Origin of the sequence: Sphingomonas sp. CFBP 13733 (assembly GCF_014841795.1) — a bacterium.
GTDB lineage: Bacteria > Pseudomonadota > Alphaproteobacteria > Sphingomonadales > Sphingomonadaceae > Sphingomonas > Sphingomonas aerolata.
The window spans coordinates 1-20747 of sequence record NZ_JACYUP010000014.1 but is presented as its reverse complement, the minus strand read 5'-3'; the positions used below and the strand labels follow the sequence as shown (position 1 = coordinate 20747).

At 57.3% G+C, this 20747-nt stretch carries 17 protein-coding genes; 8 read left to right on the top strand and 9 right to left on the bottom strand.

Annotated features, from left to right (window positions below; genetic code table 11):
• Positions 1-186: 186 nt before the first annotated feature.
• Entirely contained in the window at positions 187-3522 is a 3336-nt protein-coding gene (locus tag IFT71_RS20310; RefSeq protein ID WP_192143204.1) for a TonB-dependent receptor domain-containing protein, read from the bottom strand.
• A gap of 502 nt (positions 3523-4024) precedes the next feature.
• Here IFT71_RS20310 and IFT71_RS20305 point away from each other — a divergent pair.
• From IFT71_RS20305 to IFT71_RS20285, 5 genes are all read left to right on the top strand, one after another.
• Positions 4025-4888 carry a hypothetical protein gene (locus IFT71_RS20305; protein WP_206757474.1) on the top strand — a complete coding sequence of 288 codons (864 nt, stop codon included), beginning with the start codon at positions 4025-4027 and terminating at the stop codon, positions 4886-4888.
• Positions 4889-5946: 1058 nt separating this feature from the next.
• Positions 5947-6963, top strand: coding sequence for a hypothetical protein (locus IFT71_RS20300; protein WP_206757473.1), 1017 nt, complete (start codon positions 5947-5949; stop codon positions 6961-6963).
• A gap of 690 nt (positions 6964-7653) precedes the next feature.
• Positions 7654-7992 carry a hypothetical protein gene (locus IFT71_RS20295; RefSeq protein ID WP_031393821.1) on the top strand — a complete coding sequence of 113 codons (339 nt, stop codon included), beginning with the start codon at positions 7654-7656 and terminating at the stop codon, positions 7990-7992.
• A 504-nt stretch (positions 7993-8496) separates the two neighbouring features.
• Complete coding sequence (locus tag IFT71_RS20290; RefSeq protein ID WP_192071960.1) at positions 8497-8904, top strand: hypothetical protein; 408 nt, start codon at positions 8497-8499, stop codon at positions 8902-8904.
• Between the two features lie 858 nt (positions 8905-9762).
• Positions 9763-11628 (top strand): TonB-dependent receptor, encoded by a 1866-nt coding sequence (locus IFT71_RS20285; protein ID WP_206757472.1) that lies wholly within the window; start codon positions 9763-9765, stop codon positions 11626-11628.
• Here IFT71_RS20285 and IFT71_RS20280 read toward each other — a convergent pair.
• Positions 11625-12350: a GNAT family N-acetyltransferase gene (locus IFT71_RS20280; protein WP_197976252.1), complete on the bottom strand. Its 726-nt coding sequence runs from the start codon at positions 12348-12350 to the stop codon at positions 11625-11627. The two genes, IFT71_RS20285 and IFT71_RS20280, sit on opposite strands and share 4 nt — an antisense overlap.
• A 73-nt stretch (positions 12351-12423) precedes the next feature.
• A complete protein-coding gene (locus tag IFT71_RS20275) occupies positions 12424-12624 on the bottom strand; it encodes a helix-turn-helix domain-containing protein (RefSeq protein ID WP_244655081.1) in 201 nt (66 codons plus the stop codon).
• A gap of 14 nt (positions 12625-12638) precedes the next feature.
• On the opposite strand from IFT71_RS20275, the gene IFT71_RS20270 reads away from it, so the two are divergent.
• A complete protein-coding gene (locus tag IFT71_RS20270; protein ID WP_192143196.1) occupies positions 12639-13463 on the top strand; it encodes an AAA family ATPase in 825 nt (274 codons plus the stop codon).
• Positions 13464-13562: 99 nt separating this feature from the next.
• On the opposite strand, the gene IFT71_RS21265 is transcribed toward IFT71_RS20270, so the two are convergent.
• Positions 13563-13751: a hypothetical protein gene (locus tag IFT71_RS21265; protein ID WP_206757471.1), complete on the bottom strand. Its 189-nt coding sequence runs from the start codon at positions 13749-13751 to the stop codon at positions 13563-13565.
• Positions 13752-13907: 156 nt separating this feature from the next.
• Positions 13908-14447, bottom strand: coding sequence for a hypothetical protein (locus tag IFT71_RS20265; RefSeq protein WP_192143194.1), 540 nt, complete (start codon positions 14445-14447; stop codon positions 13908-13910).
• Between the two features lie 1075 nt (positions 14448-15522).
• On the opposite strand from IFT71_RS20265, the gene IFT71_RS20260 reads away from it, so the two are divergent.
• On the top strand, positions 15523-16428 hold the full coding sequence (locus tag IFT71_RS20260) for a hypothetical protein (protein WP_192143192.1): 906 nt from the start codon (positions 15523-15525) through the stop codon (positions 16426-16428).
• A gap of 253 nt (positions 16429-16681) precedes the next feature.
• Positions 16682-17314 carry a tyrosine-type recombinase/integrase gene (locus tag IFT71_RS20255; RefSeq protein ID WP_192143190.1) on the top strand — a complete coding sequence of 211 codons (633 nt, stop codon included), beginning with the start codon at positions 16682-16684 and terminating at the stop codon, positions 17312-17314.
• A gap of 110 nt (positions 17315-17424) precedes the next feature.
• On the opposite strand, the gene IFT71_RS20250 is transcribed toward IFT71_RS20255, so the two are convergent.
• The 4 genes from IFT71_RS20250 to IFT71_RS20235 form a co-directional block, all read right to left on the bottom strand.
• A complete protein-coding gene (locus IFT71_RS20250; protein WP_192071974.1) occupies positions 17425-17916 on the bottom strand; it encodes a MucR family transcriptional regulator in 492 nt (163 codons plus the stop codon).
• A 764-nt stretch (positions 17917-18680) separates the two neighbouring features.
• Positions 18681-18914: a hypothetical protein gene (locus IFT71_RS20245; RefSeq protein ID WP_192143188.1), complete on the bottom strand. Its 234-nt coding sequence runs from the start codon at positions 18912-18914 to the stop codon at positions 18681-18683.
• Between the two features lie 243 nt (positions 18915-19157).
• Positions 19158-19628: a hypothetical protein gene (locus tag IFT71_RS20240; protein ID WP_192143186.1), complete on the bottom strand. Its 471-nt coding sequence runs from the start codon at positions 19626-19628 to the stop codon at positions 19158-19160.
• 647 nt (positions 19629-20275) lie between these two features.
• On the bottom strand, positions 20276-20488 hold the full coding sequence (locus IFT71_RS20235) for a DUF7336 domain-containing protein (protein WP_192143184.1): 213 nt from the start codon (positions 20486-20488) through the stop codon (positions 20276-20278).
• Positions 20489-20747 lie beyond the last annotated feature (259 nt).

The following is a 20747-nucleotide window of genomic DNA, read 5'->3' as shown; positions in this document are numbered from 1 at the left end:
CTATCATCTGTCACAGGTCGCACCTAGCTCGCCGCTATCAACGATAGTATCTATGCGAAAAAAGAATATTATCATCTAAGGATATATTTACAGTATATCTGGCGAAGAGCATGTTCTCGTTCGGTCGAACTCGCGAGATGATAATGAAGCCGCTTCAACAAGCGGCTTCATTATCATGACTGCAAGTTAGAACTTGAATTCAGCGCCGGCGTAAAAGAATCTTCCGACATTCGGATAGATAGATGACGTGGCACCACTAGTGAAATTTTCATTTCCTGCGAGCTCGTACGGAGGAAGCTCATTGCTTATGTTGTCTACGCCGAAATAGAAGCGATACTTCTCGGTGACGTTTAAACCAACTCTCATGTTGTGGTACACGACTGGATCATAGTTTACAAATGGTCGTGCGTCCGGATTGAGGGCTGGTCTACCTTGCGATGGAAAGAAGGTTTCATATGACAAGCCGGACACGATCTGCTTGCCAACATAACGCGCATTATAGCTGAGATCCAAAATGCCGAACTGGCCGCCAAGCGTCACCTGACCCTGCCAACGCGGATCGCCGAGACGGCCGTCGATACGGTCGAAACGATCGGGCTGGGTTATATAACTATATTCTTGACGATTCATAATGTGACTAACCAGGACACGAGCGTTCAAACGTAGATCGTCGCGAAGTCTCTTGGTGTAGGCGACATCGAAATCGATGCCACGCGTCCGAAGCTGCGCAAAGTTAAATGGCTGGTTCAAAAAACCTGTTCCGTTGCCCGATACAGCGAACGGGAACTGCGTCACACCCAGCGTTCGGTTGGTCTGGCCATTGAAGGTTAGGTTCTGGATTTGATCAGTGCTGGTGCGGCGAAAAACTGCATCGCAGAATGGGTTGTCCAATCCGGTAGGATCGTCATAGCAGCGGTCGATGATTGCCTGACCCGTTAGGCCGGAGATTACGTTTTTTACCCGTATATTGTAATAGTCAACCGAGATTGCCAGGCCTCGAACAGCAAGCGGGGCGAAAGTTCCTCCAACCGTAAAGCTGTTGCCGACTTCCGGAAGCAGATCTGGATTGCCTTGGTTTATGCCTGCAACGCCTCCTGCAGGCTGATTTGTCCAAGGTCGGGTCAGGCTAACTCCGGAAGCAGGGTCTGTGAACGTGATGGTTGTCGGGATGCCTGCTGCTGCACAGTTTTGCGCCCGATTGGGATTGCTGGTGATGTTATTTGACGAATTGGTTCCGCCCGGCTGGTCGCAGGGGTCGGTCAAACCATTCTGAAACGTTTGGGAAGCTGTCGCGAACAGATTGCTCAAATTCGGAGCACGAACCGATCGCGAGTAACTTGCGCGGAATCGCAAATCACGAATAGGTGCCCAAACACCACCCAAGTTCCACGCGTTTACAGATCCAGTATTGCCTCCATAATCCGAGATACGGCCTGCCGCCTCGAACGTCAGCTCGTTGATTAAAGGTAGCGTGAAGTCGCCACCGACAAGAGGTACCCGGAGTTCTCCGAAAACCTCCTTAATCTCGACGGCAGGTGGATCGAACGTTGCTGCCGGATTTAGAAAGGTGCGGCCAGACTGAGTGATCGCATCCTGACGCGACTGCGCGTCTTCGCGCCGATACTCCCCACCAACGGAAAAGCCGATCGGCCCGGCCGGAAGACTAAATAACCCACGGAGATCACCAGCTACGAAGGCCGTTGCGTTTATCTGTTCCGCCCACTGATTACGCGTTGACTCGTGTAGCACGTAGTTGAGTGCGCGCTGATCAAATTGGCCCTGCCCAAATAGGTTAAGCGGAATACAGTTGGGGTCGGCATTCCCCGTGGCGACGTTAGCGTTTACGCCACATACAACTCGTTGCCCCTGCGAGTTCAGCACAAAGTTTGATCCAGCGAAGCCTGTAGGTGCCAAGGCAGCGTTAGCTGCGCGATTAAACTCTGCCACAAGCACATTGCCGCCTGTGCGGTAGAAGTTCTCTGTGCGTCCGTAGTTTCCTGCAATCTCGTAGCGAATGTTTCCTTCAGAGAAGATTTCACCGCCGACGCCGATGACGCCCCGATACGTCTTCCGTGTATGAAACTCGGCCCGGGTACCAAGGTCGTTATTGAACCGGTTAAGCGTGAAACTAGTCTGGCTGGCTGGCAAGATCTGGTTCAGCGTAGCGGTCGCAGCTGGGCTTAGGAACGGATTTGTACGGCTGAACGAAGCAGACAATGTGCCGCCGGTGAAGGAGGGCTGGACGCTCTGCTGCTCCACCTTCACCTGTGCGAACTGAAACTCTGCGAATGGTTTGAAAGCTGACGAAAAGTTGCCCGTGAGTAGCATGTTAGCAATAAAGCGATTTTGCGAAGGCAGTAGCTGTGCGCCTTCAACACCCGTAGCATTCCCCCCGAACAATATACCGCCACCGATGGCACGGTTGTCCGTCAAACCGGTGGTCGACGGAGAATCCCGCAACAGCGATCCGTCTGGTTGGAAATTATAGAAATACGACAGTGGGTTACCTTGGGGATCGCTTTGCCCGGTGCAGACCAGCCCACGTTGTGCAGCATTGGCTGGCGTAGCGCCGATTGGGCAACTGGTGATGACGGTACCGCCAATCGAACGATTAGCAAATTTGCTGCCTCGAGGGACGAAGGTCGTATTCGGAATACCGTCAAAGTTGCGGTTGGGCGCGGTTGTGATCTGAGTGGTTACAAATGCCGGTGTGCCATCATACGCCCCCAGGTAGCTACGGTCAGCGAAGAGAACCGATTCCGCATGGCTATACTCGGCCGACACCGTCAGATTGACTTTGTCATCGAGAAAGTTTGCGCCAGTGATGCCGCTGACTAGATAGGTTCCGCGATCGCCATAGCCCGTCGCGCCACCTTGAGCACGAAGTCGCGTACCCTCAAAATCCCGCTTAAGAACTAAGTTGACGACGCCTGCAATCGCATCGGAACCGTAGATCGCTGACTGACCTCCGGTGACTGTATCTACGCGTTCCACAAGATCGAACGGAATAGTGCTGACATCTGGCGTATAGGCGCCAGGAACCGCGGACACGACTCGACGACCGTTTACAAGAACCAGCGTTCGCGCCGCACCCAAACCACGCAAATCTAGCAGACTGACGCCAGCAGTGCCAATGAAGCCTGTCGAATTGGCTTGGCTCGAAGTGGCACGCAATTGGGGCAGTTGGTTCAGTGCATCGCCAAGCGAGACATCGCCTCGTACACCAATGACCTCAGCCGCAGATAGACTGGTGATCGGGATCGCCGCATCAATGGTGTTGCGAACGGGGATACGCGATCCCGTAACAACGATGTCATTTGCTTCGTCGCCCGCTGCGGCCTGCTCCGATGCAGGAAGAGCATCGTCAGGAACCGGCGCTGTCGTGGAAACGGGCGATTGGGTACGCGGAACATTGGAGGTCTGAACCAAGACTTCAGGCTGAGCCTCAAGCGCCCAAGCCGGCGTCATGATAAACAACGACCCAACGAGCGCGGTTCCGTTGAGTAGATATGGCAATGTCATTGATTCCCCCTGTAATTCTCGACCCGATTTGGAGAAATCAGTACATCTTGCCTTTTACCGCAAGGGTGTTCCATTCCAGGTTACAAGTTTGTCATAAAGTGTTGTATTTATGTCACGCCCGATGCCGGTTGTAATAAAGTCTGTAGCTTATGGTACTTGGTTGGTCCCAGGGCCCGATCAGAAAATGGGACTGTTCAATGCCGCTACGACTAGCGAGGTTGAGCGGTTCCGACTGTCGTAAAAGGGGTCCCTTCTGCGACGGCAGCTTTCGGGTGGAGAAGCGGACAGTCGGCAGTCGCCCAATAGCGGACATAGTGGTCGATGGCTGGACGTCTGCGCAGCAAAATTGCTATTCTCCAGGAGGGGGAGACAATCTATGCGCCGCAATCACTTGTACACTATGTCGTCCGCGCTCTGCTTAGTAGCCTGCGGCGGGGGCGGGGGGAGCGAGGGTTCCATTCAGGTTGTTCCCGCGCCGGCACCCTCCACAACTCCCGCACCGATGCCAACCGCAACTCCAACTCCAACTCCGGCTCCAACTTTTACCTACGGCAGTTTTGACCTGTCGCAGAATCGGGTGTTCGCTGGACAGGTAGCGACGGTAACTACCGTGGAGCGCTATACTTCAGATACCGCGCCCTTTTACTCGGTCGAATCACAGCAAGCATCGTTGCAAACATCTCCCAGTACGTTGGAATTATCATATGACGCCAGCAAGTTGCTTGTGATCCGATTTGCCGGAGAAACGGCAGTTTTCAATCCGGCTGAAGTAAGCTTCACTAATGCTGATGGCGTTAAGTGGCAGCGAACGCGGACGGTCACAGCGCGGGGCGACGCGGCGACGTTCGCGCGGTTCCCGAATATGGAATACGTCTACATCGCTGAGCAGCAAGTCGACGAGGACGCACGTGAGCCAAATGCCGCTGCCGCATCTCGTGATACAATGCGCTATTTCCTGATCGGGGAGCGTACACGAGACGGCGACATTCCTCTGTCAGGAACCACAAATTACGCCGTGGACCTCAATACAACGCGTGTTGGGCGTAATCGCGGTGGTGGCTTTAGTGTTTTTGGTGACGTCGCCTTGGCCGTTGATCACGCTAATGGATCGGTCACCGCGCGATTGAGTGCCCAGCAAGGCAGTTATACCACGGGTACAACGCCGGAGACGGCAACCTTGGTCTTCAGTGGCATAATATCCGCGAACGGGATTAGCGGCGCGATCACTAGCCCCGATAGCAGCTATACGGGCGTCTTTACCGGCAATCTTTTCGGGCCCCGTGGGATTGAGGCCGGGATGGTTTTTACCCTTACCCGTCCCGATGGCGTCCGTGCGGCGGGCAGGCTTTTCGGCCGTCGCAGGTAGCCGCACCTTGGCCGCTGTCGCCCAATAGCGGACGCTCACGCGCTCTTTTTCTCGCCAGGTATCCGCTATAGCCTATCGAGAAAAGTGGGACATCGGCATGCACTATCCTTTGATGGACATCACAGATCGTATCCCCGAGCCGCCCAAATGTTGGCTGCGAGGCATTCCACGATACTGTGATTACCATCCGCACGTGGCAACCTTCGCCCTAACAAACTTGTTGGTGCGAATGCGCTGTGAAGGTTGTCAGCGTACATTCGATGTCGCCTTCGGAACAAGCGCAGTCTTGCAAAGTAATGTCGTAGAGCCGGTGCTGGGCTATCCACTTGACTCAACGACGGGCGCTACCATCAAAGAAGCGCACGACGACTCGCCATTCCATCTTGGGGAAGACGGCTTCAATTGCATCGGAAACTCGATGACGGCGGGGTGGGTCGCTATCCTACAGGTCTGGGAACGAAGCGGAGCGAAATGGAAGCGGAGATTTGACCTCGATGGCCCGTCACCCGACTGCTAGCCTCCATATCTTGACGCACGAACGTCGCTGTTAACGAACGGCAGCTTTCCACCAAACCCGATCGTTCCGCTTACCCCCAGATCCATCTCAATGATCAGGCACTTGCACGTATCACAGCAGCTAGACGGGCCGGCCCAGTTTAGTAGCTACGCTACTGTGCACCTGTTCCGCTGTGCGGGTGGACGAGGATATGATTGACGTCTAGCCTTGGTCCGAGTTCTCGGAGTCTTTAGCGATGCTGATAGCGCGTTGGTTAGTGGCATGCGGCCTGTTAGCCACCGCACCCCTGTCCGCCCAAGTTACGCCCCCTCCTGTCGCAAAAGAGACATCGGGGCGTGATATAGTTGTCACCGGCAGCCGTACTTTGGATCATAAGAGGCACGTCGACGAATGTCTTGCAACGCATTGCTCGCCTGACAGGGACATTGCCGCTACGCTTGCTCTCGCTCAAGCGCAGTTCGAAGCGGGGACATATGATGCGGCACGCGCATCCCTGTTGGCAGCAAGGCGTCGCAATGCACGGTTTGCAAAGCAATACCCGGTGGCGGTTGCTAACCTGCACCATGCTAATAGCGTGATGGCAGCGCATCTCGGCCTAGCCGACAGCGAGCTGTCCAGTGCTCTCGACACGATCAGCGCGATGAAGGCGGGCATGGCTGAAGACGATCCACGTGTGTTCCTGGAGCGGATCGAGCTTGGCGATGCCTATGCTCGCGCTGGCCGGTTTATAGGAAGCGAGAAGCAGTATGCAGGCATTGCCCGACGCGCTCACAAGCTCGGCCTCATTGAGATTGAGGGCCTTGCTCTTTTACGGGTAGCTACGCTCAAAACCCGCCTTGCCGAACAAAATTACACGGTTTTCGGCTTCGCAGCACGCCGGGCTATCGATGCGTTGATCGCGAGGCGCGAACCGGCGTTGCAGCCTTATCAAGTAGCCGGCCGGCAACTGAGTTTTCTGCTCGCTGCCCAGACGACCCCCGGGCCCGAGCTCGATCGCCTGATTGAACGATATCCAAGGCAACCCGCTGGAGCGCCTGCGTTGTTATTATACGCCCCCGCAGTTGCGCTGACCGCGTCTTCCCGGGGATCAGGTAACCGCTTCGCCCCGAACTCCAACCCTGCTGCCATGTTTAACACCGAAATGCCGCCGGTGGCGATGGGCAGCTATGTCGGACAATGGATCGATGTGGCCTTCGCGATCGGCACTGACGGGCGGATCAGTGACGCGCACATCTCGCGGCATGGCGATCATGTAGCGTTGAAAGGGGGGGGGGGCCGAGCAGGTGGTCTGTTCTGTATCGGTTCGTCGCTATGCCCCGCAAGTGCAGCCAAGCTATGGACGCGAACGCTATACCTTCACCGCGAACATGGTTGCGGTGACGGGGTCGCGCCTGATGGCCCGCGATCCAACCCCGCGCTTGGTTCGCGCGGATCTTGGCCCAGAGACAACTGCATCAATGACGGCGCCCAATCTCAAGCCGGCGTCCTGAAATCCTATTGCTCTTCATCCAACGATTTTTTCCGAAATGCGGCGCCGCTGAAGCACCCGGTTAGCTGAAGTTTTCACTCGGAAAGCCTAGCCGTCGTAGTCACGTCCGATTTGGCATTACGCGACGCAAGCCCACAAGTTTTGCATCGACCAAAAAACGACAGGAGCCGGCGCATCCGTTGATGGAAAAGCCGACGCATTTGGGACGCTCGTTCGATGATCGGTTTTTCTAGGTTCGCCCCCCCAGAAAGGTCAGTCCGCTTTCTACCAGGTCGCGACGTTCAGGCGCTCGTCGCGTGCCGACCGTGCTTGAAAGCCGAGTGGCAGCTATCGGGCGGCAAAGCTGCCAGTCCGCAAGCGCCCACTTGCCGCCAAAGGGCATCGGGTGCGATGATCCCAGAATGCGACGTTCGTTCACAATCATTGCAGGGGTCGCTGTGCTGGCAAGTGCAGGCGGCTGCTATCGCAAAGAAGCAGGCATTTGCCGGACGTCGCCACCGGAGCGGTCGGTAGACTATCAGCGTTGGGCGGATGCCGTCTCCGCTGCGCGATGCAAGCATTTCCGTCTGGAAGCTGCTCCGGCTGGGGGCCAAGCGACCGCTCCGAATGTCAGCTAGTCGGGATGTTTGATTCATACCTGCCGGACTGCAAACTACCATCTCGCGACATACCCGCCCGACCGCAGCCGCCCAAGGTCGGTCATTCGGGCTTTGCTTCCCCGATCTTGGAAGCAGACGCGAAAGCTGCTTATCTCGGCTTATGAACACCGCCGCCAAATTGATAGCCGCTGGATTGGTCGCTACCGGCATGTTCGCGCTTGGATACGACATCGGCGGCAGGGACGCGATGGCGGCCGAACGGAGCCTGGTTGATTGGAACGGGTCAGCTAAGCAGTCACAAGATGCGGTGAAGCGATGGGCCGCCAAAATACACGAGACCCAGAGCACGGTGAACTCGCTTTGGTATGCCCGGAACTTTGCATTTCCGAACAAAAACTGCGTGCAGCTTGTGCTAAAAGGCGGCGTTGGTGGTGAACCAATTTACTGCTACCGTTTCAACAGTTTCACGCCAATTGAAGAATATAGCGACGTGGAGTGAAGGGGCATGTCCCCTTTCGCGCCGCCCATCTTCAAAAGCGGTCGTTCCGCTTCCCACGAGGTCGCGACGTTCAGGCGCTGTCGTCGCGCCGACCGTTCCTCAAAGCCAACCGGCGGCCTTTGGGCGGTAAAGCACACGGGCTGCAAACGCCCACATCCGGAAGTTCAGGCTGGCGATCCGGGCGCCTGACAACGGCCATTCGTTAAGCGCGATCTTTCCCGTTTCTCCGCCTCGAACAGCCCATTTCGCGAAAGAGCAATCGGGAACAGATAGTGAGAAAGCAGGTGATCCGGACGACCGTTGGCGGGATCGTCCTGCGACTGTCCCGCTCTGGGTTCATTTGGAAGAAAGGCCGCGTCGTGCCGGCCACGCTGCCCATGCGAAAAACTCCAATTCTGTGACCGGCTTATCTGCTCGTTCATCTGCCATGCAGCGACAAACCGTTAGAAAATCAGGACCGGACGATTGCAGCGTGCCACATCGCCGGTTTCTAGAGAGATTGAAATGATCCTTACCAAACAGCCGTTCGCCCTTGTTGCCGCAGGTGCGATCGGACTGATGATGCCCGGTGTCGCCTTTGCGCAGCAACGAGGAACCGAAACACAGCGCACCGAGAATATGCAGGCGACGACTGCGCTTCATACCCGCATCGATGAGACCCAGGCTCGGATCGAGAACGCGCGGATCACGCATAAGATTGCGCGTGCGCGTGCGACGGCGTTGCAGCGTCAGATCGCGCAGACCCGGCAGAGCATGACCCGCCTCGGCAAGCAGCAGGGCTTCGTCAGCGCTGCGGAACTAGCCTCGTACAATCGTACGCTCGGCACGATCGACACCGAACTCGATCGGCGCGGCGTTGCGCGCAGCTACGGCAAGGACATGCTGCCTGCCGCACCTAGTGGCCGCCATTAAGCATACGGGACGGGAGCGGCCATGCCGTTCCCGTCTTTTCAATTCTACCAAGTCACTTCTGGATCAGATCGACCATGTTTCTGTCCAGCCGACAAAAATCGCACATTCCCGGAAAAGCATTCTTTTCGGGTAAGGCGGCAGCGTCAAGAGACGTCTGCTAACGACAACTGCCATTCCAATAGCGGACGGTCCGCTTTCCACCAAACCCGGCCATTCCTGATGCGAAAATCAAAAGTTTTGCATCACGCTAATTGGATCAGTCGTCTGCTATCTCAGCCGCACCAGCTAGTGGCATGGGGCTGGGACCAGGTGGCGGGCCCACAGGACACAGGCCATCGTCATCATCAGAATGGCCGGGACGACGACGCAGCAATGCCTCTCGACGCTGCAGAAGCTCTTTCTCCAGTGCCCTCTGTTCAGCTGTAGGTCTTGGACGCCCGATGAGGTCTTTGACTGGCATAACCTGTCCTCGTTCATGGTTGGTGCTTCACTAGTATAACGCACTTTGCCGGCCGGCCGAAGCGGGCACCGATGATGCGAAACTCACAAGATCTGCATCAGGCTCGAAGCCGCGGATGTAGATGTCAGCGCTGATTGGCAGACTTTGTCAGTGGTAATTGACACGCCACGACGACGCACGCGGTATTGAAGCGAAGGCGGATCGGGATTCGCGCATCCTTCTCGAAACTCGGCCTTCTGCACCAATCGAGAACAAGCGGGCTACCGCTGCGCGTCAGTGAGGCCGATCCGGTTTAATCTTGGTGAGCTGCCAGCCATTCGCTAAAGAGCGCGGTGGGGGCGAAAATGCGTAAGTTGATATTGATGGCGCTCGCAACGTTCGGGTGCGCGAGCCAGGCAGTGGCGCAACGCGCCGATCAGAACGCGGCGCGTGCGGCTGAGGATGCGTTCGGCGTGAGCTACGCCAACGAGTCTGTGGGGCTGTACGACGAAGAGGACGTGCGCGGCTTCTCGCCTATCGATGCCGGCAACGTCCGCATCGAAGGCCTGTATATCGATCAGCAGGCGGACCTCAGCTATCGCATTGTCGATAGCTCGATCATCCGTGTCGGTCTGACGGCGATCGACTACCCGTTTCCAGCACCGACCGGGATCGCCGACTTCCGCCTGCCCGATGCTCCCGACGCATTGGTCCTAAGCCCACGGCTGAACGCCGGCACCTTTGGCGACGCAAGCATCGAGTTCGACGTTCGCGCGCCAATCACCGGTGCAGCCTTGTCGGTAGCTGGCGGCTTCGGCCTCTACCGGGATAATGAGTGGTTCGGGGGAACGCCCAAGGCATTTTCCGGTGGAGTCAGCTTCAGGTGGCGGCCTGCAACCGATACCGAAATCATCCCGTTCTGGAGCCTGGGCAGGACGTGGAGCGAGGAGGCGGTGCCGACCTACTTCACCAGCGGGGCCTTCGTTCCGCCGCGCGTGCACGATCGTCGCCGCTACACCGGCCAGGATTGGGCGACCAACACCAGTCGCGGCAGCAATACCGGCGTGATCGCGCGGACGAAGCTGGGCGACTGGTCGCTGGCGGGCGGCCTGTTCCGCTCGATCTATGCCGTCAGCCGCGATCGAACGACCCTGTGGCTGGACGTGGACAAGGAGGGCACCGGGACGGAAACCGTCTATGCAGCTCCGGCATCGCGCTATGCGTCCACCTCGGGAGAGGTGCGGGTGTCCCGCACATTCGCGGAAGGCCCGCGGCTGCACCGTTTCCATGCGTCGGTGCGCGCCCGCGATCAGGCACGACTCTACGGTGAGGCGGAAGCGGTCGAGTTGTCCCGCCGCAATATCGCGACGCGCGCGCCGACCGCCGAGCCGGCATTCGCCTTCGTGGAACGCACGCCCGATGACGTTCGGCAGGTAACAGGCGGTATCGCTTACGAAGGACGCTGGAAGGGCCGCGGCAGCCTCAACATCGGCGTCCAGAAGACCGATTATCGCAAGCATGTTCGCCCGCCCGGACGCGACGGCATCGTATCGCGCGATCGGCCGTGGCTGTTCAACCTGATGGCCTCGCTCGACGTGGCGTCCGGTCTTTCGGCTTATGCCGGAGTGACACGGGGGCTGGAAGAAAGCGAGGTCGCCCCGGATATCGCGGTCAACCGCAACGCGGCACCACCGGCGCTCCGGACACGGCAGGTCGATGCCGGCGTGCGCGCCTCGCTGGGTAAGCTGCAAGCGGCCGTGGGCGTGTTCGATGTCCGCAAGCCCTACTTCAACCTCGACGGTGCGAACTTCTACCGACGACTGGGCGAGGTTCGCCATCGCGGAATCGAGGGATCGTTGAGCGGCGACGTTACGCCGTTCGCCAGCCTCGTCGCAGGCGCGGTCCTGCTCGATCCGCGCGTCACCGGGGAATTGGTAGAAGACGGAACGATCGGTGCCCGTCCTGTCGGCACAAGCCGCAGCCGCATCGTGCTGGCGCTCGACGTGCATCCGGAAGGTTGGCGCGGCTCGTCCTTCGACGTTCAGGTAACGCGACATGGCGGATCATTCGCCGACCAGGCCAACGCGGTCCGCCTGCCGTCGCGCCCGACCGTTGCCTTGGGTGCGCGTCACCGGCTGCGGTTGGCGCGCCGCGACGTGATCGCCCGCGTGCAGGTGACGAACCTGTTCAACACCTATCGGTGGATCGCCGACTCCTCGGAAGGCCTGACATACAGCTCGGGGCGCTACGTCGGGTTCTCCCTCGCCACCGATCTGCAGAGTTAGGTTATGCTGGGTCCACGCGGATCGGTTGCCACGGTCCAGCGCCCGAACAGCGTCAGGCCGCACGATCTGGCCAAGGCTACAGATGCGTGATTATCAATTTGGCAACGGTATTGCGGTTCGTACCCCTGCTGCCGCGAAAACCGGTTGATCGACTGAACGGTCGCACGTGCGAACCTCTTCCCCCGAGCGTCGGAGAGCGTCAGCACCCCCAGATCGGCAATAGGGCTATCGTCCCACAGGTTCATACTAGCAGCGCAGACAAGCCGGCCGCCGTCGAAGCATCCGAACACCGCCCAATGATCCAATTCGACCCAAGCATCCTCACGGTCCTGCTCGGAAGCCGCATTGTAGAATATCTCGAAGGCAGTGCGATCGGCATCAGTCAACTTGCGAGGTGCCTTCGCCGGGTCTGCCGCCACATGCACGCCGGCCGAAAGGTAAAACAGATAATCCGGATCGTGCAGTGTTACGCCAGCTTGTCCCAAACGGCTTTTCAGGTCATCCATCGCCAAACCATCTAATTCGGCAATGCCAGCTCGTTGTGCTATCTCGGGAGTAACAACAAGCCGCAACGACCCATCAGCTTGTTCCAGCATCATTGCGGGACGCTTGGGATTCAACCTGTCGCTAACAGCATATGACAGATTGCCATGAACGGAGGCGCGGTCAGCGGAAAGGGTCTGGTGCCAGTAGTCGAGCACCGGCTTGGGAAAGGCAGTCATGACGCGACTGTAGCACGAAGACCGGCACGGTCAGAGGTGGCCTTTCTCTTTATCGGTCCGACCGGGGTTAGGATCACGCCGCTTTTGCCGCAGGCCCGGAAGGTTGACGACCAAGTGTCCGGTACACCGTTGGCCGTGATATCGAAAACACCTCAGCAAGATCGCTGATCGAGTAATCGTCGGTGTCGTACATGCGGCGCAACTCCTTCTGCTGTCGATCCGACAGCTTCGGCTTTTTGCCTCGCAGCTTCCCCTTCGAGCGCGCGACGGCCATAGCGAAGGCGACTGATGGGCACGGCACGCGCCACCGGCTTCATCGCGACCCAAGAGCATCGCCGCTTCACCGAGTTCGCCGATGCCGTCCGCAAGCATCGCTATATCGGTCTGTGCCATGGACCCGCCGGGGTCGGAAAGACGCTCTCCGCCCGCCGCTACGCCCATTGGGATTTGGCTACCGAAACCGTTGAAGTATGGGGCAGGCGCGGGCCGGATGAGGCGAAGGTCAATGCCCACCTCGCCCGATCCCGAACCGTCTTCTTCACGCCGACCGTCAGCTGCAGCCTGCGCGAGCTGCGGCATGACGTGCCGAACCTTATCAGCCGCGCTGACATGTGCATCGACGATCACGTTCGCCCCTGCGTTGAGGGCAAGTGCAAGATCATCGACCGCACGACCCGCTACGTGGAGTTGCTGATCGTGGACAAGGCCGAGCGGCTGACCACGACAGCGCTGGAATGGCTGCGCGACTTGTTCGATCGACGGGGGATCGGCCTAATCCTGATCGGCATGCCGGGGATCGACAAGCGCATGGCGCGCTACCCCCAGCTCTTCAGCCGGGTGGGTTTCGCCCATCACTACCGTCCCTTGCAGGATCAGGAGCTGACGTTCGTGCTGACGAGGCGCTGGCGTGATCTCGGGCTGTCGCTGGACGACGCAGACTTCACAGACGCCCAGGCGGTCGCCGCGATCGTGCGCATGACCGGAGGCAACTTCCGGCTGCTGCATCGCCTGTTCGTCCAGATCGAGCGCATCCTACGTCTCAACGAGCTGACCGTCATCACCAAGGATGTGGTCGAAGCGGCCCGCAGCACGCTCGTGATCGGTGTCACTTAGCGCTGACAGAACCGTGCCAATCACCGCTGACATCTACACCGGTTTTGCGCAGTTTTTTTGCTGATGCAAAACTTGCGATTTTTGCATCAGACGCCGTAATTATTGAGTACGACGACGCAAGCTCTGGATGCCTAACACCAGCATAAGTGCGGATAGGCCTAGAAGAACCCCCGTTACGATGCCGCTTACAAAGTCGGTTGCATTCAGCGAGCGAAGTGCAGGCTGTGCAACTGACGCCAGTATGCCGAACAGAAAACTCGCAATCGCAAAACCGGGCTGGGCCTTCATGGACGTACAATCCCTTTTAGAAGGGAGAACGATAGTCCTACCCTCATCAAGGTCAATGACTGGTCCGGCCGCACTTACGCTACCTGCAGCGCGATCCTTGATGCAAAACTTTTGATTTTTGCATCGGGAATGACTGGGTTGGTGGAAAGCAGCCGTTCAACCGTTACCAAGAACGATATCTGCAACTTTCCCGCTGACGCCCTCCAGTCGCCCGTACCACGATACGGTTGTGCGACCAAACGGTGTCACAATGCTCATGACATGACTTGGCGCGCCAACCCCGGTGGGGTCGGTCGTCTGCCGCTTTTCACTGTACAGTCGATGATCTGCAATTAACTGATCGAGCATCTGCGACTGAGCGGCGGTCAAAGGCAGCTCCCGATTTGATTCCATCTTCCGTTCAATCGGAAGAAGCCCTCCCGGTCCAATCTCGCTTACTTGGCTCCATTGCCACTTGCCCGTTTCATCCTTCCAAACGACGGTACTAGCTTCGGCATAGATATGATGGACTGCAACGCTATCCACAAAGATAGCGGTTCCACCAATATGCTTTGGAGCATTGTAGCGCTCTCTAAGCGCGAAGCTCCGTTCTATCTCGGGTGCGGTTGGAGCAGAAAAATCCGCGTTGAGTGACACATTGCGGCCAGCGCAGGCTGCCAAAGCAGTTAAGAGAACGAGGGTGTACCATAGCTTCATCCCCCTTTGTCGCACACCTTCGGGTTGTCCGCTATTGGGCGGAGGGACACAGTGTGGCTCGGATGCAATCGTTGTACGACCAACATGGCTGCCTATCGGGCGGGTAGATCAATCTTCACCGGGCCTGTCACTCCCGGCACGGGCATGAACAGGACAGCCAAACCTAGAACAATTCCGGCGACGCCCCACACATGGCGCTTTTGTCGCAGAAACATAACGCCGGTTACAATGCAGTAGGCTGCTACTGCTACGCCTATGGCCGTCCAGACCCAAATCACTCCAGTGTCTCCTCCGGCTTATGCTTGACGATCTTGCTTAGCCGCTCCTCAAAGCACGTCTTGCTTTTCGAACTCGTATCGGGATCAGCAGCCATTTGGGCACTAGCCATGGCTCGGGAACGGCCGCAAGTGGGCGTTAGCGGAATGACCGGGATTGGCAGCAAGCGGAAGGGCAGCTTCGCAGCGATCGGGCTGGATAGCAGAACCTAATCCTGCGACCCTGCTTCAATGAGCCACACACCGCCCGCAAAACTGGATCGACTGCGGCAGATCGGCTGGTTGCTTTGGAACCCCATCGGACTTGACGACGCTTGGAAGGCGGACGCACCAGACGAGTATGATCGTTACCTGCTGCATGTGGTGGGTATGAGCGAGGAGGGTGGGTCCGAAGGCGACGCTGCTCAATATCTAATTAGAATAGCGGCAGAGCACATGGGGCTCACGCATGTCGACCCCCAAGCCGCAGCGGCCACGGCATCTGCCATATTCAACTACGTCAAAAGTACGCGCGATCGTCAGTAGTTGGTGGACTGCAGACCGTCCGCTTTCGACGCGGCACCCGCACCTCCAGGGATAGCCCGAGCGCGATCAGCCTTGGGCGAGGTGGCTTTCACAACCAACGATGGTCCGCACATGATGACTTGTAGACAGCCCCTGAACTAGGCCAGCTTGCCGCACCACGTATCAAGCGCGAAGGCCTAATAATGTTCAGGCGTATGATTGCCCTATCTCTGCTGGCACTAGCTGTACCGTCGAGTGCGGCAAATCGCATTATGAATGAGCCATCGAACTCAGAGATGACGGCCATCTTCAACGCAGACCAGAAAGCGCGACAAGTATCCGATATCGAATGGGCAACGGTTGGTCCACAGGACAAGCTGGCGCCCTTAGCGAGAACGTTCAAAGCCAAGCTGCGCCCCGTACAATGCAGCCTGATTACTGGAGCGGACACGCTCGTCAATCGCACCGATCTCCGCTGGATTGTGGTGGGAGAAATACACGGGACCAAAGAGACGCCAGTAATCTTTGGTGATCTAGCATGCCTAGCTTCGACATCCCGACCGGTGATCATCGCAGTCGAACAAGTGACCACCGAGCAGCCCGCGATAGATGATTTCATTGGCTCCGATGGCGGTGCAGCGGCGATATCGCATTTCTTGAGGAGCAGAATATGGACCCAGCCGATGAAGGATGGCCGGTCAAGTGAAGCGTACTTCCATCTTTTCCAGAGGCTGCGCGAATTGCGAGCGGCAGGGCGGATTATAAGCGTCGTTGCTTTCCAACCGTTGTACAATCCCGGTCCCGGCGGATATAACGCAGGTGATTACGAGTATGCACTCGCCTCATCCCTGGTTAACAGGGTAAAACAAGACGCGCGGGTGCTTGTCTTGGTCGGGAACGTTCACGCGATGCGAACGGCTCCTACGTGGGCCAAGCCAGCTTACCTGCCAATGGCCGGCTACCTTCCAGCTCAAACCACCATCAATCTCGATGCGAGGTGGGTTGGTGGATCCTATTGGGCTTGTACTTCGGACACTAGTTGCGGTGCGCAAACTGCGCCCTCATCAGGGACACGGCCGGCTCGAAGTATTACCATGGACGTGATCGGTGGACCTTATGCAGGGGCTCTTAACCTCGGCGTCGAAGTGACTGCTTCACCTCCGCAGACCCAGTCTCCACGGGAACAGGACCCTCCGCAGTAACGAGCTTACGGCGACACCCTTTAGCTGCCATTACGCAGCCTCTGCAGCAGATACGGGCTAGTTCAGCCGACATGCTTTGAGCGGCGTACCATCCGTCAATGTCTGCAACTGGGCAACTGCGGAACGACTGCTTTTCGAATGCCGCAGTTCAAACTGAATGCACCTAGCAATCCAGCGTAAATGCCCCCTCTGGAAAGCCATGCTACCCCGTGCACGTCCTCTCCTTGGCCATGATGGCCACGGAGAGAAAGCTATGGGTACGTCACAGTTCGATCCAATCGCAGGCAAACGCCCCCCCTGGAACGGCGGGCGCAAGGAGGGTGCCAAGCGTGCACTCAAGCCGCGACAGGTCTGGGCCATTCGCTTCTTCCTCGATCAGCACCAGCGACTGCGGGATCGAGCGTTGTTTGACCTGGCGATCGACAGCAAGCTGCGTGGTTGCGATGTGGTGAGGATGAGGATCGGCGATATCGTCCTTGGTGGCCATGTCCGAACCCGTGCGATCGTCGTTCAGGCGAAAACAGGTAGGCCGGTGCAGTTCGAGTTGATGGCGGACGCCCGAGCAAGCTTGCTGGCATGGCTGGAGAGGCGAGGTGGTTCGCTTGCCGACTATGTCTTTCCTAGCCGAACCGATCATGCCCGCCCGCTCAGTACCCGCCAGTACGCCCGGCTGGTAGCCGATTGGGTGAACGGGATAGGGCTGCGCCGCGAAGAGTATGGGACGCACTCGCTTCGGCGGACCAAGGCTTCCATCATCTACAAGGCGTCGGGCAATCTTCGAGCGGTGCAGATCCTACTCGGCCACGCCAAGATTGAGAATACCGTCCGCTACCTTGGCGTCGATGTCGAAGACGCTTTGACCTTGTCAGAGGGCATCGAGGTGTAACCTACACCGGCTTCTCGCCACTGTGAGAAGCCGGACCGGACGGACGAGCGGCAGAAGCAGCCCTTCCCCTGCCGCCCAAAGGCTGGCCCCCAATGGAAGCCAGCTTTTACCTACTCGGCCGTTTCAACTTTTGGCCTTTTGGATTTTGCTGGAGCCTTCGATGCCGTGCCATCGCCGCTGCGGCTGCTACCCAAGCCAATCCTATGGGCCATCGCACGGCGCGCTTCCGAATAGGTCGTTGCAACCATCGGATAATCAGCCTTCAGATTGTACCGCTCGCGGTATTCTTCTGGCGTCAGTCCGTGCGTCGTGAGGTGTCGGCGAAGTGTCTTGTATGGCTTGCCATCGATCATGCTGACGATGAAGTCCGGGTTGGCCAGCGACTTACGGGCCGACACTGCGGGGGTATATTGCTCGGTATCAGCGACAGGGGCGTTCGCCTCGTTGGCACCGCCGATTAGAGATTGAACGCTGGAGTGCATCTGGGCGAGAAACGCTGGAACGTCATCTGCTGATGTTCGCGTGTTTGGGTTCGACAACCATGCAATCGTCAGCTCGGTTGCAAGCTCGACGGCGTCTAGCTGAATAGTTTCGTCAGACATCATTCACTCCACATATGTCGCCGCCATTTGGGGTCTCCTTTTTACAAAAACAACCGCGGCTGCATGCGACTGAAGCAATCAACCAAATCTCCGCATAAATAAGTAGCGATGCAAACGATGCCAATATGTAAGTGATTGTGCCATTTTGGCCGTGAGGGAAGCAGGGTAAGAACGACACATTATTAAATACATTTGCGCCCAATATGCGCACCTTCGTGCGAGCATGAGCCAAATGATCTTCAAGGTTGGCGGGGCGCAGTCCGGCAATTTTTGGCTCTGCTGCTACTGCCGATGACACCTATGGTCAGGCCATGGACGGCAGCGAAATGGCCGGAATTGGTGGTGAGCGGACGTAACCATGGTCCATTTATGGCGCGTCGCGGCTGAAGTCGTCATTCAACCATCTGGGTACCAAGGCTAGTCGTTTTCCATTACGTGTGAGCCATCGGTTGAGGCATCCAACGCTCGCATCCTTTGGGTTCTGCGACAGATAAAGGCGGGCGTCGCCAGCCCAAGAGGTGGGGTACATTTCCACCTTAAATTGCTCAATGCCGCAGCTTTTGGCGGCTTCGAGTGCCACCACGATGCTTTTAAAGGATCCCGCCGCAACTGGTATTTGGGGAGCGGTGGAAATGGATTGCAATGCTGCTGCTGCAGCTACGTGTAGAAACGACACAAGCCTTCTCCGCGCTGACCTCGCCCGACAATCTCACGAGCGTGCGACGTCCGCAATTGGGCGTGAGCGGAACGGCCGGAATTGGTGGCTAACGGACATTCCGATCAGGCTGCCGCGGTGCATATGACCAACCGCTATAAGCAGCGTCAAACTGGACAGCAGTTGCATTGAAGGTGCGAATTTGCTTCGCAATACGTGCTTCTTCTGGCTCTAGTAGCTGCCACAACTCGACCCCGACCGGATCACCGATAACGTCGATCAGCGCATCGGTATCAAGTTCCGCAAGCGCCCTCGGCAAGCCTGGCAAGTAGGCGTCCTTCATCGCGCCGTCCAAAGGCAAAAGTGGTGGCAGACCCTTGGGTGGGCGGCGCCACCTCGGCCAGACGCCTCAAGTTCGGCGATATATGCTGCACTGTTTGCAAGTAGCTCAGCTTCGGTAAAAGGCGTCATATGCGGACAATTACGCCGGATCATGAAGGTCCGGTAGTGGGCGTGAGCGGAACGGCCGGAATTGGTGGTGAGCGGACCGTCCGCTTTCGGGGGCAAATAGGAAAGTGACGTTGTTTTAACTGCCTTCCTTCTCGCAACCAACAAGATCAAAAAATTGCCTGTCGAGGAAGGCGGTGTCTTTGGAACCCGCCGCGTCCCGGAAAAGCATATGAGCCGGAGCAGGTTCTCCCCGCTTCGGAACGTGATTGATCAGATTATACATGATATCGGTTCCGATATATTGCCTGTTTCCGTATGGACGAGGCCCCCCATCCGGACTTGGCGGCTGCCAGCCTTTGGCGGTAACGTCTTCCGTAGACGCAACATTTTGAAGCCCGTTCGAACGACCGTTCCACGGCAGCCACCAAAAGGTCTTCCTTAATTCTTTATGCTGGACTGCTATCGCAACATGGCTTGGCCAATCTGGACCGCTGTCGACTGGGTGAAAGTAGGCAGTTACGCGTGGATCGTGGCGCAAAACATAGTGTGCCTGCTCAACGGGGCAGGCAACTACCGTAGCTGCCGCAAGTGCCAACATGCCAATCATTGCAACAGTCTCTGCCCCCAACTTTAAAGCGTAAAGGCAGACCTTTATGGTTTTCAGTGTTTGACTATATTTGTATAAATTACATTACAAGCAATATGCCGCTATTTAATAGTTACCTCTTTGGCCTAACGTCAGATAACTGTGAGGCACGGGTTTAGTCTACCTCCGACTATCATCTCGAATATGCCTTTGCCAGGGTCAGACCCAAAACGAAAAAAATAATTGTGGCCCTTCGCCAATGCTTTGGCCCTCGCTTTAATTATCCATCCATCAAACACCTCACCGTAAGCTATGAGACGCCCTGCTACTTGGGCCTCGCGTTTGTGTTCGATGGTGTGATAGGGGACGTATGTCTCCCACACCGGATCTTTCCATCTCTCAATCACTTGGATGCTGGAAATATGAGGGGTCACCGTCCACCAAAATCGTTTTGCTGGTTTGATCTGGAAAGCGAGCCGTTTGCCAAGGAGGCAGGGTTCAACATCGATCCGCGGCTGAGAGCAGCTCGCAAGTAAAGTAGCAGCCACTAAAGCCCTCGCCCACCTCATTGCACGATAACGCATATGTTAGGTCGACATCCTAGCTAAATTAACAACCGGTTTGTTTCGAGCAATTCAAAGACCCAATAAACTGGTATGTATTGGGCGTTAGCCGCCGAAGCCTTCGCGCCAATGATCCTCGTCTACCGGGTAAGGATCGATGGTGAAGCCATCCGGATGGTTACAAAACCCAGGCGCTTGCCGCAGCCTCTTTGCCGCCGCCTCGGCTCGCGACGGAGAACTGTAGACGCCGATCAGCTTGGCGTCCTCGGCGTGCTCATCGTCAGAGCGAACGTGGTGCAAGACGTAAGCGGTTTCCATGGTGGCAGCTTATGCATCAATCCGTATGTCCGCTATCGAGAACAGACATGGGGTGGCTGGACGTCCGGCATTGGGCGTTAGCGGAATGGCCGGAATTGGCGGGAAGTGGCCCGGCCCCTTTCGGAAGGACCGGCGCGTTAGGGGAGCGACCTGACGGTCAAGACCGTCATGAAGGGTCGGCGCGCTCGACTAGGGTCAGGACTCATTGGTCATAGCCAGAAGATGACGGTGGCCGCGAGCGCGACGGCAGAGAAGAAGA

Bases quoted from the DNA above. Each gene is read 5' to 3' on its own strand.
- IFT71_RS20260 (WP_192143192.1), top strand. From the start codon at position 15,523: ATGACGGCCATCTTCAACGCAGACCAGAAAGCGCGACAAGTATCCGAT.
- IFT71_RS20305 (WP_206757474.1), top strand. From the start codon at position 4,025: ATGCCAACCGCAACTCCAACTCCAACTCCGGCTCCAACTTTTACCTAC.
- IFT71_RS20255 (WP_192143190.1), top strand. From the start codon at position 16,682: ATGGGTACGTCACAGTTCGATCCAATCGCAGGCAAACGCCCCCCCTGG.
- IFT71_RS20295 (WP_031393821.1), top strand. From the start codon at position 7,654: ATGAACACCGCCGCCAAATTGATAGCCGCTGGATTGGTCGCTACCGGC.
- IFT71_RS21265 (WP_206757471.1), bottom strand. From the start codon at position 13,751: ATGAAGGCCCAGCCCGGTTTTGCGATTGCGAGTTTTCTGTTCGGCATA.
- IFT71_RS20240 (WP_192143186.1), bottom strand. From the start codon at position 19,628: ATGATTGGCATGTTGGCACTTGCGGCAGCTACGGTAGTTGCCTGCCCC.
- IFT71_RS20250 (WP_192071974.1), bottom strand. From the start codon at position 17,916: ATGTCTGACGAAACTATTCAGCTAGACGCCGTCGAGCTTGCAACCGAG.
- IFT71_RS20235 (WP_192143184.1), bottom strand. From the start codon at position 20,488: ATGGAAACCGCTTACGTCTTGCACCACGTTCGCTCTGACGATGAGCAC.
- IFT71_RS20245 (WP_192143188.1), bottom strand. From the start codon at position 18,914: ATGAAGGACGCCTACTTGCCAGGCTTGCCGAGGGCGCTTGCGGAACTT.
- IFT71_RS20290 (WP_192071960.1), top strand. From the start codon at position 8,497: ATGATCCTTACCAAACAGCCGTTCGCCCTTGTTGCCGCAGGTGCGATC.
- IFT71_RS20265 (WP_192143194.1), bottom strand. From the start codon at position 14,447: ATGAAGCTATGGTACACCCTCGTTCTCTTAACTGCTTTGGCAGCCTGC.
- IFT71_RS20280 (WP_197976252.1), bottom strand. From the start codon at position 12,350: ATGACTGCCTTTCCCAAGCCGGTGCTCGACTACTGGCACCAGACCCTT.
- IFT71_RS20275 (WP_244655081.1), bottom strand. From the start codon at position 12,624: ATGGCCGTCGCGCGCTCGAAGGGGAAGCTGCGAGGCAAAAAGCCGAAG.
- IFT71_RS20270 (WP_192143196.1), top strand. From the start codon at position 12,639: ATGGGCACGGCACGCGCCACCGGCTTCATCGCGACCCAAGAGCATCGC.
- IFT71_RS20310 (WP_192143204.1), bottom strand. From the start codon at position 3,522: ATGACATTGCCATATCTACTCAACGGAACCGCGCTCGTTGGGTCGTTG.